The organism is Methylobacterium mesophilicum, assembly GCF_036441335.1.
Taxonomy (GTDB): domain Bacteria; phylum Pseudomonadota; class Alphaproteobacteria; order Rhizobiales; family Beijerinckiaceae; genus Methylobacterium; species Methylobacterium mesophilicum_B.
Genome location: NZ_MLBW01000018.1, coordinates 23142 through 36051, shown reverse-complemented (window position 1 = coordinate 36051; position 12910 = coordinate 23142). Strand labels below are relative to the sequence as shown.

The 12910-nt window shown below is 72.2% G+C and carries 15 protein-coding genes; 7 read left to right on the top strand and 8 right to left on the bottom strand.

Annotation, left to right across the window (positions count from 1 at the left end; genetic code table 11):
* Positions 1-21 precede the first annotated feature (21 nt).
* The 3 genes from tolA to tolQ are packed head-to-tail and all read right to left on the bottom strand — an operon-like array spanning position 22 to position 2565.
* A complete protein-coding gene (tolA, locus tag MMR14E_RS13535) occupies positions 22-1365 on the bottom strand; it encodes a cell envelope integrity protein TolA (protein ID WP_331314992.1) in 1344 nt (447 codons plus the stop codon).
* Positions 1366-1374: 9 nt separating this feature from the next.
* Positions 1375-1821, bottom strand: coding sequence for an ExbD/TolR family protein (locus MMR14E_RS13530; protein ID WP_020093363.1), 447 nt, complete (start codon positions 1819-1821; stop codon positions 1375-1377).
* A 27-nt stretch (positions 1822-1848) separates the two neighbouring features.
* Entirely contained in the window at positions 1849-2565 is a 717-nt protein-coding gene (tolQ, locus tag MMR14E_RS13525; protein ID WP_012317751.1) for a protein TolQ, read from the bottom strand.
* A 308-nt stretch (positions 2566-2873) separates the two neighbouring features.
* On the opposite strand from tolQ, the gene MMR14E_RS13520 reads away from it, so the two are divergent.
* Positions 2874-3662, top strand: coding sequence for an HpcH/HpaI aldolase family protein (locus MMR14E_RS13520; protein ID WP_331314991.1), 789 nt, complete (start codon positions 2874-2876; stop codon positions 3660-3662).
* A gap of 12 nt (positions 3663-3674) precedes the next feature.
* Here MMR14E_RS13520 and ybgC read toward each other — a convergent pair whose 3' ends face one another.
* The 3 genes from ybgC to ruvB all read right to left on the bottom strand — a co-directional run bounded on the left by ybgC (position 3675) and on the right by ruvB (position 6367).
* On the bottom strand, positions 3675-4127 hold the full coding sequence (gene ybgC, locus MMR14E_RS13515) for a tol-pal system-associated acyl-CoA thioesterase (protein ID WP_331314989.1): 453 nt from the start codon (positions 4125-4127) through the stop codon (positions 3675-3677).
* Positions 4128-4217: 90 nt separating this feature from the next.
* Positions 4218-4943 (bottom strand): DUF4142 domain-containing protein, encoded by a 726-nt coding sequence (locus tag MMR14E_RS13510; protein ID WP_331314987.1) that lies wholly within the window; start codon positions 4941-4943, stop codon positions 4218-4220.
* Positions 4944-5311: 368 nt separating this feature from the next.
* The gene (gene ruvB / locus MMR14E_RS13505) at positions 5312-6367 is read right to left on the bottom strand and encodes a Holliday junction branch migration DNA helicase RuvB (RefSeq protein ID WP_331314985.1); all 1056 of its coding nucleotides are present in this window, start codon (positions 6365-6367) and stop codon (positions 5312-5314) included.
* 291 nt (positions 6368-6658) lie between these two features.
* Between ruvB and MMR14E_RS13500 the strand changes: the two genes are divergently transcribed.
* Positions 6659-6889 carry a hypothetical protein gene (locus tag MMR14E_RS13500; protein WP_331314984.1) on the top strand — a complete coding sequence of 77 codons (231 nt, stop codon included), beginning with the start codon at positions 6659-6661 and terminating at the stop codon, positions 6887-6889.
* A gap of 149 nt (positions 6890-7038) precedes the next feature.
* Positions 7039-7428 carry a hypothetical protein gene (locus MMR14E_RS13495; protein ID WP_331314983.1) on the top strand — a complete coding sequence of 130 codons (390 nt, stop codon included), beginning with the start codon at positions 7039-7041 and terminating at the stop codon, positions 7426-7428.
* Here the strand turns inward: MMR14E_RS13495 and MMR14E_RS13490 are convergent.
* A complete protein-coding gene (locus MMR14E_RS13490; RefSeq protein ID WP_331314982.1) occupies positions 7400-7756 on the bottom strand; it encodes a hypothetical protein in 357 nt (118 codons plus the stop codon). The two genes, MMR14E_RS13495 and MMR14E_RS13490, sit on opposite strands and share 29 nt — an antisense overlap.
* Before the next feature lie 74 nt (positions 7757-7830).
* On the opposite strand from MMR14E_RS13490, the gene MMR14E_RS13485 reads away from it, so the two are divergent.
* Together MMR14E_RS13485 and MMR14E_RS13480 are read left to right on the top strand one after the other, a co-directional pair.
* A complete protein-coding gene (locus MMR14E_RS13485; protein WP_331314981.1) occupies positions 7831-8727 on the top strand; it encodes a diguanylate cyclase in 897 nt (298 codons plus the stop codon).
* 212 nt (positions 8728-8939) lie between these two features.
* Entirely contained in the window at positions 8940-9626 is a 687-nt protein-coding gene (locus tag MMR14E_RS13480; protein WP_331314979.1) for a response regulator transcription factor, read from the top strand.
* 35 nt (positions 9627-9661) lie between these two features.
* On the opposite strand, the gene MMR14E_RS13475 is transcribed toward MMR14E_RS13480, so the two are convergent.
* Positions 9662-10873 (bottom strand): DNA topoisomerase IB, encoded by a 1212-nt coding sequence (locus MMR14E_RS13475; protein ID WP_331314977.1) that lies wholly within the window; start codon positions 10871-10873, stop codon positions 9662-9664.
* Between the two features lie 137 nt (positions 10874-11010).
* Here MMR14E_RS13475 and MMR14E_RS13470 point away from each other — a divergent pair, with 137 nt between their 5' ends.
* Together MMR14E_RS13470 and MMR14E_RS13465 are read left to right on the top strand one after the other, a co-directional pair.
* The gene (locus tag MMR14E_RS13470) at positions 11011-12174 is read left to right on the top strand and encodes a glycosyltransferase (protein ID WP_331314975.1); all 1164 of its coding nucleotides are present in this window, start codon (positions 11011-11013) and stop codon (positions 12172-12174) included.
* Positions 12175-12176: 2 nt separating this feature from the next.
* On the top strand, positions 12177-12836 hold the full coding sequence (locus MMR14E_RS13465; RefSeq protein ID WP_331314973.1) for a methyltransferase: 660 nt from the start codon (positions 12177-12179) through the stop codon (positions 12834-12836).
* Positions 12837-12910 lie beyond the last annotated feature (74 nt).

Below are 12910 nucleotides of genomic sequence, written 5' to 3'. Positions count from 1 at the left end.
CGGAAGAAGGGCTGGAAGCCCTCAAGTCGCCGTGAACTCGAACTCCGCGTTGATGGCCTTCCAGTCGTTGTAGTACGGCGCGTAGGTGGCCGGGATGTTGTACGGCGCGCACCGGCGGACCGCCCGGAGCGCGGCCTGGGCGATCGACTGGTCGACCGCGCTCGCCCCGCCGCGCATGATCCGCGGCTCGGTGCTGAGGGAGCCGTTCGGGTTCAGGCGGATGTCGAGCACGGGCAGGACCACGCCCTGGGCCGCGCCGGGGGGCGCCGAGTAACAGCGCTCGATCTGCTGCTGGAGCAGGCCGACCAGGGCGTCGCGCAGCGACGGCGACAGGCGCTGCGCGTTGCCGGTCGCGGCGCCGAGCGCCGCCACCTTCTGCACCGCGTGGCCGGTGGCCCCGGTCGACTGCGACGGCGCCTTCGAGGCGAGCATCGATCGGATGTCGCCGGCGTTGAACTTGTCGGCGAGCTCGGCCTGCTTGCGCGCCTTGGCCTCGGCATCGGCCTTGGCCTTCGCGTCCGCCATGGCCTTGGCCTTCGCCTTGGCGGCGGCCTCGGCTTTGGCGGCCGCCGCGGCCTCGGCCTTAGCCTTGGCGGCGGCCTCCGCCTTCTCGCGCTCGGCTTCGGCCTTGGCCTCCGCGATCTCCTTCTGGCGCTCGGCTTCCGCCTCGGCCTTGGCCTTCGCGTCGGCGGCCTTCTTGGCCGCCTCCTTGGCCGCCTCCTTGGCGGCTTCGGCCTTCTTCGCGGCGGCGGCCTTCTGGGCGGCCGCCGCGGCCTCGGCTTCCTGCTTCTCGATCAGCTTCTCGAGCTGCTCGCGCTTCTCGGCCTCGGCCTTCGCGACGGCCTCGGCCTTGGCCTTGGCCTCGGCCTTGGCGGCGGCAGCCTTCTCCGCCGCGGCCTTCTCGGCCGCCTTCTCTGCGGCTTTCTCGGCCGCCTTGGCGGCGGCCTTCTCGGCGTCGCGCTTCTCCTGCGCCGCCTTCTCCGCCGCCTTGGCGGCCTGGGCCGCCTCCTGCGGGTCGGGCTCCCCGCGCAGCGGCATCTCGTCCGCGTTGGCGAGCTTCATCTCGGCCGTGCGGGTCGGCGCGGTGGGCGCGTCCTGCTTGGAATTCTCGGGCTCGCGGTCCTCGAACTTCTCCGCCTTGCGGTCGGCCCGCGACGTCGCGTTCGGCATCGGCTTGTCGGCCTGGCGCTCGCCCTTGGTGATCTCGGAGAACTGGTTCTCGGTGATCACCTCGACGGGCACGCCTTCCTGGGCCTCCGGCAGGGCCGGGGCCGCGACGCTGACCAGCGCCAGCGCGAGGAGCGCGACGTGAGTGCCGGCGGAGATCCAGACACCCGGTTCCTTGCGGTCGAAGCGGAACTCCACGGGACGGCCCTACTGATGCTCAGGCTCGGTGACGAGGGCGACCTTCTTGAAGCCGCCACCGGTCACGATCGCCATCACCTGTGCCACGCGACCGTAATCGACGCGCTTGTCGCCGCGCACGAAGACGCGCTCCTCGGTCCCGGTCTTGGCGGTCTCCATGAGCTTCGGCACGATCGAGTCGTCGGTGAGCTCGTCCTCGCCGAGGAAGACCTGGCCGGTCTGGCGGATCGACAGGGTGATCGGCTTCACGTCGGAATTGAGCGGCGAGGCCTTGGATTGCGGCAGGTCGAGGGGGACGCCGACGGTCATCATCGGCGCCGCGACCATGAAGATGATCAGGAGCACGAGCACGACGTCGATGAACGGCGTCATGTTGATCTCGTTGATGGGTCCGCCGCGGCGGCCCCGGCGCCGGCGGCGCTTGCCGCCCTGCGATGCGCCCGCTGCCATGCCCATGAATCGGTCTCCTCTGGATCAGCCGGTTCAGGCGGCGAGCGGCAGCCGCTCGTCGATCTGGCGGGAGAGGATGGCGGAGAACTCGTCGGCGAAGCTCTCCAGCCGCGACTGCGCCTTGGAGACCTCGGCCTGGAGCTTGTTGTAGGCGAGCACCGCCGGGATCGCGGCGAACAGGCCGATGGCGGTGGCGAACAGAGCCTCGGCGATGCCGGGGGCGACGACCGCGAGCGAGGTGTTCTTCGAGGCCGCGATCGACGTGAAGGCGGTCATGATGCCCCAGACCGTGCCGAACAGGCCGATATACGGGCCGGCAGAGCCGATCGAGGCGAGGAACAGAAGGCGGGATTCCAGCCGCTCGACCTCGCGGTGGATGGTGACGTCGAGCTGCTTCTCGATGCGCTGCGACAGCGACTGGATCTGCCGGCCGGAGCCCTCGAAGCTGCGCTTCCACTCCCGCATGGCGGCGACGAAGACGGCGGCGAGGCCCGTGGCCGGCCGGTCGTTGAACGAGCGGAACAGCTCCTCCAGCGAGCGGCCGGACCAGAACGCGTCCTCGAACGCGTCCATCTCGGCCTTGGTCCGGCGGAACAGCAGCGTCTTGTCGACGATGATCGACCAGCACCAGATCGAGGCGCTGAGCAGCCCGATCATCACGATCTTCACGACGAAGTGGGCCTGCAGGAACAGGCCGAGCAGCGTCATGTCGGCGACAGGCGCGGCCTGCATCGCGTCGGCTGGGTTCATCCGTCGAGGTCTCCTGCTCCGGATCGCGATGCGCCGGGCGAGGCCCGCGTCCGCCGGATCCGTGAGCGATATCAAGGCTGTCGCCCGCGAATCTGTCGAAAGTAAGGGCCGTCGACGGCCCCCGCGCCCCGCCGCGGCATAGCCTCCGTTAAGGGCGCGGCAGGGTTAAGGATCGGTTTCGATCCGGGCGATCCTGAGGCATGCAACGCTGGCGGCCGGGCCGTCCGGGCTGGACCTGTCGAAAGCGCCTCCCGTATGGTCGCGGCCCGCGGCGCCGAGTCGACAGCCCTGAGATACGCAGGACGCGCATGACCCTCCCCGTTCCCAGCCTGCCCGATCTGCTGCCCACCGGACCGGCCCGGTTCCTGGGCTGGTCCATGATCGCCGACCCGATGCTGGCCGGCTTCCTGGCGCGCGCCGGCTTCGACGCGGTCCTGCTGGATCAGCAGCACGGCACCTACGATTACAAGACATCGTGTGCGGCGATCACCGAGATCGCCCTCGCCGGCAAATCGACCCTGGTGCGCGTGCCGGTGGGCGACTTCGCCATGGTCTCGCGGATGCTCGACGCGGGCGCGGCCGGCGTCGTGGCGCCGATGATCAACACCGTCGCGGATGCCGAGGCCCTGGCCGCCGCCGCGAAATTCCCGCCGGTCGGCCAGCGGAGCTGGGGACCGGACCGGGCCATGTGGCTCTCGGGGCTCCGGAGCGGCGCGGACTACCTCGCGGGCGCCAACGACCGGGCGCTCACGATCGCCATGTGCGAGACCGAGGCGGGGATCGCCGACCTGGAGGCGATCCTCGCCGTGCCGGGCATCGACGGCGTCCTGGTCGGCCCCGCCGACCTGTCGATCGCCCTGTCGAAGGGGGCGGCCATCGACCCGCTGGGATCGGCGGTGACGGCGGCCCTCGGCGAGATCGCGCGCAAGACCCGTGCGGCGGGCAAGATCCCCTGCGCCTTCGCGCCGTCGCCGGCCCGGGCCCGGGAGATGGTCGGGATGGGCTACCAGCTGGTCTCGGTCGAGTACGACGCGCTGACCATCGTCAACGCCTTCGCCCGGGTCCTCTGCGAGGCCGACCCGTCGCGGGCCGGCTGACGTCGATCCTGCCTAGGCGCCGTCGCCCGGTGCGAGCCGCTGCCGCAGCGCGTCGGGCAGGCGGACGGCACGGCCGTCGCGCACGCAGGCGACCGTGACCTCCGCGGAGACCAGCACCGCGTCGCCCAGCCGCACCTCCTGCGCGAGCTGCATCGACGCGCCGCGCAGGGCGCGCGTGCGGGTAACGACGGTCAGCAGGTCGTCCATCCGGGCCGGGCGGAGGAAGTCGAGGCTCATGCGCCGCACCACGAAGACGAGGCCGCGCGCGTCGCGGTGCAGGTCCGACTGGTCGCCGGCGAGTTCCCGCAGCAGCTCAGTGCGGCCGCGCTCAAGGAAGCGCAGGTAGCTCGCGTGGTAGACGAAGCCCGAGAAATCGGTGTCCTCGTAGTAGACGCGCACGCCCAGCCGGTGCGGCGGGGTCTCGTCCTTCGCGGGTCCGTCGGGGCCGGGCTCGATCGCGCTCATGCGCCCCTTTAGCGACGGGCGCCGCGGGGGCGCAACACGACGAGGGCCGCCCTGGGGCGGCCCTCGCGCGGATCACGCGACGTGCGCGGTTCAGCCGCCGATGCGGGCCGCGATGGTCGCCGAGTGGGCGTGCTCGTCGGCGATGTACGGCAGGGCCTCGGTGGCGAACCGGCGGCCCTGGGCGTTATCGCCCTGCTTGGCGTAGGCGTCGTAGAGCGCCAGGGTGCGGGCGTCCGAGCGGGCCTGCTGGTCGATGTAAGTGCGGTCGAAGGCCCGGCCGGTCGGGGCCGCCTGGAGCTGCGCCAGCCGCGCCTGACCGCGCTCGCCGAGGGCGACGCGACGGCCCGGCTCGGCCGGGCTGTTGTCGACGATGCCGACCGCGCCGAGGGCGCCGCCGACGATCCCGGTGCCGATATTGGCGGCCACCGTCACCGGCGCGAGCACGAGGCCGACCGGGTTGCTCAGGTCCGTGCGGATGCCCTGGTTGTCGGACACCACCGAGCCGTTCCGGGTCAGGGAGGTGTTCGGCGGCAGCAGCGCGTCCGTGGTCGCCTTGCGCTCGACGAGGACGCGGTTGGCGTAGTTGCGGACCTGCGGGTTGCGCGACCGCTGAAGGGCGATGCGGCTCGCCTCGATGCTGGCGGCGTCCGAGCGGAGCGCCTCGGCCCGGAAGGCGGGCGTCTCGGTCGCGGCGGCGCCGACGCCGTCCTGGTTGGCGAAGGGCAGCACGCGGATCGGCAGGGCGTCCTGCGCGAAGGCGGGCGCCGAGATGGCGGCGACGGACAGGCCGAGCACGGCGAGCGTAAGTTTCTTCATGGCGGAAGTTTATCCCTGACGTTGTTCTTGAGATCTCGAAGATCTGCCGCGACCAGAGAGACAGGGCCTCGATCGGGACAGCCTTGCCGGCGCCGAGCGGACCCGGCGCGGTCGCCTCCACAACTGTCGCGTTTCGGCGCTGTTCCACGGGCACCAGCACTTTTTCCTGTGCCGCGATCCGCGAGAGCCGCGCCTAAGCTTGGCAATATTGAATGACAATGGTCCGGGAAAGGGGTTTTCGCGCAGGGACTTGGCGACAGCGCGGCGCGAGACGATGCCGGACGCGGGACGGATCGCGGCGCGCGCCGTGCATGTGCAGAGGGAAACGCTGATCCGAGTTCAATGCATGGAGGGGGTCGCGGTCATCCTCACGGCTCCTCGTCGCCGAAGAAGCCGAACTGCCCGGAGGTCTCCCGTTTCGGTTCCGGCATCTGCATGTGCCGGTAGGCGTGGCGGGTGAGGACGCGCCCGCGGGGGGTGCGCTGCACGAAGCCGCGCTGGATCAGGTAGGGCTCGATGATGTCCTCGATCGCGTCCCGGGGCTCCGACAGGGCCGCCCCGATCGTCTCGATGCCGACAGGACCGCCCCCGAACGCGCGCGCGATCAGGCTCAGGTACTTGCGGTCCATCACGTCGAGACCCGCCCCGTCCACGTCCAAGAGCTGCAGTGCCCGGTCGGCGATCGCTCGCGTCACCGTCTCGGCCTCCGCCACCACCGCGAAGTCCCGCACCCGCCGCAGCAGCCGCCCCGCGATCCGCGGCGTGCCCCGCGCCCGCCGGGCGATCTCGTTGGCGCCCTCCGCCGACATGCCCAGGCCCAGCACCCGCGCGCCGCGCGCCACGATCTGCTCCAGCTCGTCGATCTCGTAGAATTCCAGCCGGATCGGGATCCCGAACCGGTCGCGCAGCGGCGTCGTCAGCAGGCCCGCCCGCGTCGTGGCGCCCACCAGGGTGAACTTCGGCAGCTCGATCTTGACCGAGCGCGCCGCCGGGCCCTCGCCGATGATCAGGTCGAGCTGGTAATCCTCCATGGCCGGGTAGAGGATCTCCTCGACCGCCGGGTTGAGCCGGTGGATCTCGTCGATGAACAGGACGTCGCGCTCCTCCAGGTTGGTGAGCTGGGCGGCCAGATCCCCGGCCTTGGCGATCACCGGTCCGGAGGTCGAGCGGAAGTTCACGCCCAGCTCGCGCGCCACGATCTGCGCCAGCGTGGTCTTGCCCAGGCCCGGCGGCCCGACGAACAGCACGTGGTCGAGCGCCTGGCCGGTCTTCCTCGCCGCCTCGATGAACACCTGCATGTTCGCCCGCGCCGCGCGCTGGCCGATGAACTCGGCAAGGCTCAGGGGACGGATCGTCTGATCCACGTCCTCGGCGCGCTTCTCCGGCGTCAGGATGGCGTTGGTCGGAGGCTTCGGCTTGCTCATGAACCCTGCTTGGTGGACCGTGCCGCGCGGCCCGCGATGGACGGTCTCACGGGACGGCTGGGCACCGGCGCGTCCGGTTTTGTTCTTCCTTACCCGCGAAAGCCCGGAAGTCTAAGTGCCGTAGCCGGGCGCTCGGCCGGGCCGAGAATGGAGCGTCACCACTGCGGATGTGAGCGAGCGCACGGGCCGCCGCCGACGATGGGGCAGCGATGCAACCGCGATGCAACCGAACGGCCGGCCCGCGCATTCCTGGACCAAACCTTCAAGCATGGCCGCAGGGCGCATTTCCCCATGAGACTCCGTACGATCGCTGCCGCCGCAGCCGGCACCGTCATGCTCGCCGTGCCGCTCGCGGCCCAGGCCGCCACCGGCCCGGCCGAGACCAAGGTCGCCGAGGCCGCTCCGCAGGTTCACCCCGTCTCGGTCGAGCGGGACGACGACGTCACCTGCAGCCGCGCCCGCCGCCGCCTGTGGATCGAGGGCGAGGGCTGGGTGGTCCGGCGGATCACCACCTGCCGCTGACCCGCCCGCTACCGGGAACCGACTGGCTGGGCATGACCGGGCCGTTACGCACTCTGCGCGGCTGGAGCCGCGGAACGGCCGGTGATCCGGTCTGTTGGCCCCGCATCCGGCGCGGACCGCGCGCGCCGTCACCCATCGGAGCCGGCCCCATGGCGAACCGGATGATCCTGACCCTGCTCGCCCTCGCGGCGGCCGCGCCCGCCTCGGCGCAGACTTTCCGGGGCTCCGATCCCTACGCAGCGGTCGCCTACGCGCCGGGTTACGCCGCCGATCCGGGTTTCGCCGGCGAATTCGTGCGCGGGACCTATATCGGCGCCCCGCTGACCCGCGTGCCGCGCCCGACCCAGATCGTGCCCAGTCCCTGGAGCTACGGCACCTACGGCGTCCCGACAGTGACCGGCATCCCGGCCGCTCCGGCGGCACAGCCGACCCTCACGGTGATCGACGCCGCCCCCCGCACGCGCCGCGGCGCGCGCGCCGTCGGCACCGGTCCGGTCTCGGGGGCCCGGGTCATCGCGGTTCAGGTTCCCCGGCGCTGAGCGCCGCGAACCACGCCGCGTAGGGCGTGTTGCGGACGAGATGCCTGTTGAGGTCGGGGGCACCGTCCGTCCACCAGACCGGCCCGCGCTCGCCGAGCGCCTCCTTCGAGGCCTGGACCTCCGACCTGGCGGAAGCCAGAGCGTCCGCAGCGCCGGGCTCGCCCGCGCCCTCGGCCCGCTTGGCCTCCTTCACGCCCCGCCGCGCAGCCATCAAGCGTTTCACCAGCGCCGCCCGGCAGGTTTCCGACAGGTCGGGATTCGCGCGGCGCCACAGACGTTCCCGGACAACGATGTAGCGCCGATCCGGAGTGGTAATGGTCACGCTCATACCGGGGTTCAGCTCCGTTGGGGGGAGATTAAGCCTTCCGGCTTACACCGCGGATATCAGTTGCGGGTCACGCCATGCAGATCGTCATCGTCGACTCGAGCCGCGTCGTGCTGCAGATCATCGCGTCCCTGATCGAGCCGCGTGGCCACGCGGTGCACCCCTTCACGGATTCGGAGCGGGCGCTGGAGTTCCTGGCGGCGACGCCCACGGTCCGGGTCCTGATCACCAGCCTGGAGGTGCGGCCGCTCTGCGGGCTCGAACTCTGCTGGTCGGCCCGGCTGCTCGCGGAATCCCGCGGGCCGCTGCACGTCATCACCATGTCGTCGGCCCGCAACGTCCGCAGCCTCGCCGAGGCCCTCGACAGCGGCGCCGACGACTTCATCGAGAAGCCGCCGAGCGCCGAGGAGCTCAACGCGCGCCTGCGCGCGGCCGAGCGTCTGACCACCATGCAGGAGGAACTGATCCGGCTCGCCGAGACGGATCCGCTGACCGGCTCCTTCAACCGGCGCGCCTTCTTCAACCGCGCGCGCGCCGCGGCGGCGCAGGATCCGAGGCCGGGGGCCGTCTCGGCGATCCTCCTCGACATCGACCACTTCAAGCGCATCAACGACGAGCACGGGCACGATGTCGGCGACGTGGCGATCAGGGCCGTGGCCGAACTGATCGCCGAGACCGGGATCGCGGGACGCCTCGGCGGCGAGGAATTCGCCGTCATCCTGCCGGGCCGCGGGCTCGCGGAAGCCGTGGTGCAGGCCGAGCGCCTGCGCGCCGACGTCCAGGGCTTGCAGATCCGCGGGGCCAAGGGTCCGATCACGCTGAGCTGCAGCTTCGGTGTCAGCACGTGGCGGCACGGCGACAGCGTCGAGGCCCTGGTCAAGCGGGCGGACGTCGCGCTCTACGCCGCCAAGGGCGGCGGCCGGAACCGTGTGGTCCCGGATCAGGGCGAGGGCGCCCGCGCCGTCGCGGGCTGACACGGACCGGCCGTCCCGGATCGGCACAGTCCGTCGGACGGTGTCCCGCGGTCGTCCCAGATCGGCGCACTGATTCGCCGAGTATCCGTTTCCGGGCATCGATTCTGCCAATATAAAGCTTAATATTCGCGAGTTGTTGCTGGAACGGATCTTGGAACTTCGCCTTCGATCCCGGCCGCCTGTATCAAGCCGGGAGAGAGAGGTGCGAGGTCATGAGTACGGCCGTTGGCGTCCTGATCCTGGATGAGCCGGAGGACCTGAGCGCGACGGTTCGCGCCACCCTCGAGCACATGCCCGAATTCCACACCATCGGCGAGGCCGATCTCGACCGCGCCGACGCCGGCAGCAGCGTCGCCCTGGTCTTCCTCGACGAGATCCGGCTGGCCGACGGGCTCGCCCGCATCGTCGCCCTGAAGGAGCGCCAGCCGGCACTCCGCACGCTGGTCGCCTTCGGCGCCCTCACGGCGGACGACCTCCGCGCCCTGCTGGCCGCGGGCGCCGACGCCTTCGTGGCGCGCTCCAGGTCGCCGCGCGAACTCGGCGCGGCGCTGCTGGCGCTCGCGGAGGGCTCGGACGTCCTGATCCCGCCGGAGCAGCCGGTGGCGATGCCGCCGGAGGCGGGCGACAGCCTCGGGCTGACGCCCCGCGAGGCGGAGGTGCTGCGCTTCCTCAGCTCCGGGTTCAGCAACAAGGAGGTCGCGCGGCGGCTGGCGCTCAGCGTGCGCACGGTGGAGACCCACCGGCTCAACCTGCGGCGCAAGACCCAGACCGGCCGGCTCAAGGACCTCGTCTCGCTGGCTCGCCAGCTCGGCCTGGCCCCGGTGGTCGATTCCGGCGATCAGGTCCGGCGCGGCACCGACAACCGCTCCTCGGGCAACGACAGCCAGTCCCGGCACTGACAGGGGGCCCGGGCGGTCTCGCGGAGACCGCCCCCCTAAGCGGCCGCGGCCGCCTTCCGCGCTCGGGACGCGCGCTCGACCGCCGCCCTGCTCTTGGACCGCTCGGGCGCCTTCGCGCCCCGGCCCAGCGCGTCCGCAGGCTTGACCCGACCCTTGGCCTTGACGACACCCTCGGTGGCGGAGAGGCGCGCCTGCAGGAGACCCAGCACCGCCGCCTCCTCGGGCCGGAGGCTGGAGAGGTCCTCGCTCAGCTCCGATTCGACCGCGTCCTTCACCTGCAGGAGCAGGCCGCCCTCCAGGTAGCAGTCGAGGATCTGCGGGTGGATGTAGCACTTGCGGCAGATCGTCGGCGTGTTGCCGAGACGGCCGGCGACGCTCTCGATGGCCGCGCGGACGTTGCGCTTGGCCCCCGCCTCGCTGTCGAAGGTCTCGAACTCCCGCAGCGCCAGCGCCGCCAGCACCGTGCCGGCCCAGGTCCGGAAATCCTTCGCGGTGAAGTCCTCGCCGGTGATCTCGCGCAGGTACGCGTTCACGTCCGAGGAGGTGACGTCGCGCTGCGTGCCGTCCGGGTCCAGATACTGGAACAGCTCCTGCCCGGGCAGGTCCTGGCAGGCCTTGACGATCCGCGCGACCCGCCGGTCCTTCAGCGAGACGTCCCAGGTCTTGCCGCTCTTGCCCTTGAAGCGGAACGACAGCGCCGAGCCCTCGATCCGGACGTGGGGGTCGCGCAGGGTCGTCAGGCCGTAGCTCTTGTTGGTCCGCGCGTAGTCGTCGTTGCCGACGCGGATCAGCGTGGTCTCGAGCAGGTGGACCACGGTGGCCAGCACCTTGTCGCGGGGCAGGCCCGGCCGCCTCATGTCGGCGTCGACGCGCCGGCGGATCCCCGGCAGCGCGTCCGCGAAGGCCATGATCCGCGAGAACTTGTCGGCCTCCCGGGCCTCCCGGAAATCCGGGTGGTAGCGGTACTGCTTGCGCCCCTTGGCGTCGCGGCCCGTCGCCTGGATGTGGCCGTTGCGGCGGGGACAGATCCAGACATCCGTGTAGGCCGGCGGGATGGCGAGGCCGCGGATGCGTTCCAGCACCGCCTTGTCGCGCACCGGCGCGCCCTTGGCGTCGAGGTAGCGGAAGCCGGTGCCGCTCCGGCGGCGGGTCAGCCCGGGCCGGCCGTCATCGACGTAGACGAGCCCGGCCTCCTCGGCCGCGGCGCGGAGGTCTCCGCCGCTCTCCGCCGTCTCGACGCACGCCATGAACAGCCCCTCCCATCGACGCCGCCCGGCTGCCTCGCCCGGCGAGAAGGCCTCTGACAACCGGCGGCACGCGACCGCCGTTCCGGGGCTGCACATCCGCCGCAGGACGCCGCCCGCCGCCGTGCTAGAGGGGGTGGATGCAGTCCGATGCCGCCCCCGGGAATCTGCCCGTTCCGATGCGCCGCCTGGTCTTCGTGGTGACCGAGGACTGGTTCTTCGCCTCGCATTTCCTGCCGATGGCCCGCGCCGCCGTCGGCATGGGTCTCTCGGTCGCCGTCGTGACGCGGGTCCGCCTGCACCGCGCCGCCATCGAGGCGACCGGCGCGCAGGTCGTGCCCCTGGAGGCCGAGCGGGCGAGCCTCAACCCCATGGCCGCGGGCTACGCGGCCGGGCAGCTCGCGGCGATCCTCAAGGCGCTGAAGGCCGACATCGTCCACTGCATCGCCCTCCGGGGCATCCTGGTCGGCGGCACGGCCGCCGCCATGGCGGGCATCCCGTCCCGCGTCTTCGCCCTGACCGGCCTCGGCCTGGTCGGCGCCCGGAGCGACCGGCTGGGCCGGGCGGCCCGCCTCGCCCTGCGCGCGCTGATCCGGGGCCCGCTGGCCTCGTCGCGGACGCGCTTCCTGTTCGAGAATCCCGACGACGCCCTCGCCCTGGGCCTCGATCCGCTCGACCGGTCGGTGACCGTGGTGGGCGGCGCCGGCGTCGATCCGACGATCTTCGTCCCGCAGCCGCTGCCGCCGATGCCGCCGCTGCGGGTGGCCGTCGTCGCCCGGATGCTGTGGTCGAAGGGGATCGACGTCGCCGTCGAGGCGGTCCGCCTCGCCCGGAGCCAGGGCGCAGCGGTGGAACTGGCGCTGTATGGCGCGCCGGACCCGTCGAACCGGCGGGCGATCGGCGCCGACACCCTGCGCGCCTGGAGCCGCGACGGCATCGTCTGGCACGGGCCGACGACCGACGTGGCGGGGGTCTGGGCCGGACACCACGTCGCCTGCCTGCCGTCCCGCGGCGGCGAGGGTCTGCCGCGCACATTGCTGGAGGCGGCCGCCTGCGGCCGCGCGCTGGTCGCCTCCGACGTCCCGGGCTGCCGCAGCCTCGTGCGCGACGGCGTCGAGGGCCTGCTGGTTCCCCCGGACGACGCGCCGGCCCTGGCCGCCGCGCTGGCGCGCCTGAGCGGCGACGCCGGTCTCGTCGCCGGACTGGGCGCGGCCGCGCGGGCCCGGATCGAGATCGGGGGCTTCACCGAGACCGCGGTGACCGACCAAGTCCGCGCCGTGTGGCGCGACCTGCTGGAGGCCTGACCGTGCGCGCACCGGACGATCCCGCCGGCTTCATCCGCACCAACACCCGCCTGCTGCCCGTCCCCCACGCGCCCGAGATCCGCCTGCACGTCGCCGACGAGGCGACCGATCTCTGGCAGCGGACCGAGGAGGAGTTGCAGGCGATCGGGTTGCCGCCGCCGTTCTGGGCGTTCGCCTGGGCGGGCGGCCAGGCGCTCGCCCGCTACGTCCTCGACAACCCGGACGTCGCGGACGGCGCGCGCGCGGTGGATTTCGCCTCGGGGTCCGGCCTCGTCGCGATCGCGGCGGCCCGCGCCGGGGCGCGCCACGTCGTCGCCAGCGACCTCGACCCCTTCGCCGTGGCGGCGATCGGGCTGAACGCCGCGGCCAACGGCGTCGGCGACCGCGTCGCCGCGATCGCCGACGATCTCCTCGCCACGGATCCCCGGGCCGATCTCGTCCTGGCGGCCGACGTGTTCTACGAGCGCGACCTCGCCGAGGCCGTGACCGCCTGGCTCGTTCGCCTGCAGGCGCGCGGCGTCACCGTGCTGATCGGCGATCCGGGCCGCACCTACCTTCCGCGGGACCGCCTCGACTGCCTCGCGACCTACGAGGTTCCGGTCTCGCGCGCGCTGGAGGATTCCGAGATCAAGCGCAGCCACGTCTGGCGGCTCCGCGGATGACGGATCCGCCGAGACGGTCCTGCCGGACCGCCGCCCGCGCGGCCGCGCCGAGGCTTTATCCGGCGCGGGAATGC

Coding starts and splice junctions, on each gene's coding strand:
- MMR14E_RS13530 (WP_020093363.1), bottom strand. CDS start 1,821: ATGGGCATGGCAGCGGGCGCATCGCAGGGCGGCAAGCGCCGCCGGCGC.
- tolQ (WP_012317751.1), bottom strand. CDS start 2,565: ATGAACCCAGCCGACGCGATGCAGGCCGCGCCTGTCGCCGACATGACG.
- MMR14E_RS13520 (WP_331314991.1), top strand. CDS start 2,874: ATGACCCTCCCCGTTCCCAGCCTGCCCGATCTGCTGCCCACCGGACCG.
- ybgC (WP_331314989.1), bottom strand. CDS start 4,127: ATGAGCGCGATCGAGCCCGGCCCCGACGGACCCGCGAAGGACGAGACC.
- MMR14E_RS13510 (WP_331314987.1), bottom strand. CDS start 4,943: ATGAAGAAACTTACGCTCGCCGTGCTCGGCCTGTCCGTCGCCGCCATC.
- ruvB (WP_331314985.1), bottom strand. CDS start 6,367: ATGAGCAAGCCGAAGCCTCCGACCAACGCCATCCTGACGCCGGAGAAG.
- MMR14E_RS13500 (WP_331314984.1), top strand. CDS start 6,659: ATGAGACTCCGTACGATCGCTGCCGCCGCAGCCGGCACCGTCATGCTC.
- MMR14E_RS13495 (WP_331314983.1), top strand. CDS start 7,039: ATGGCGAACCGGATGATCCTGACCCTGCTCGCCCTCGCGGCGGCCGCG.
- MMR14E_RS13490 (WP_331314982.1), bottom strand. CDS start 7,756: ATGAGCGTGACCATTACCACTCCGGATCGGCGCTACATCGTTGTCCGG.
- MMR14E_RS13485 (WP_331314981.1), top strand. CDS start 7,831: ATGCAGATCGTCATCGTCGACTCGAGCCGCGTCGTGCTGCAGATCATC.
- MMR14E_RS13480 (WP_331314979.1), top strand. CDS start 8,940: ATGAGTACGGCCGTTGGCGTCCTGATCCTGGATGAGCCGGAGGACCTG.
- MMR14E_RS13475 (WP_331314977.1), bottom strand. CDS start 10,873: ATGGCGTGCGTCGAGACGGCGGAGAGCGGCGGAGACCTCCGCGCCGCG.
- MMR14E_RS13470 (WP_331314975.1), top strand. CDS start 11,011: ATGCAGTCCGATGCCGCCCCCGGGAATCTGCCCGTTCCGATGCGCCGC.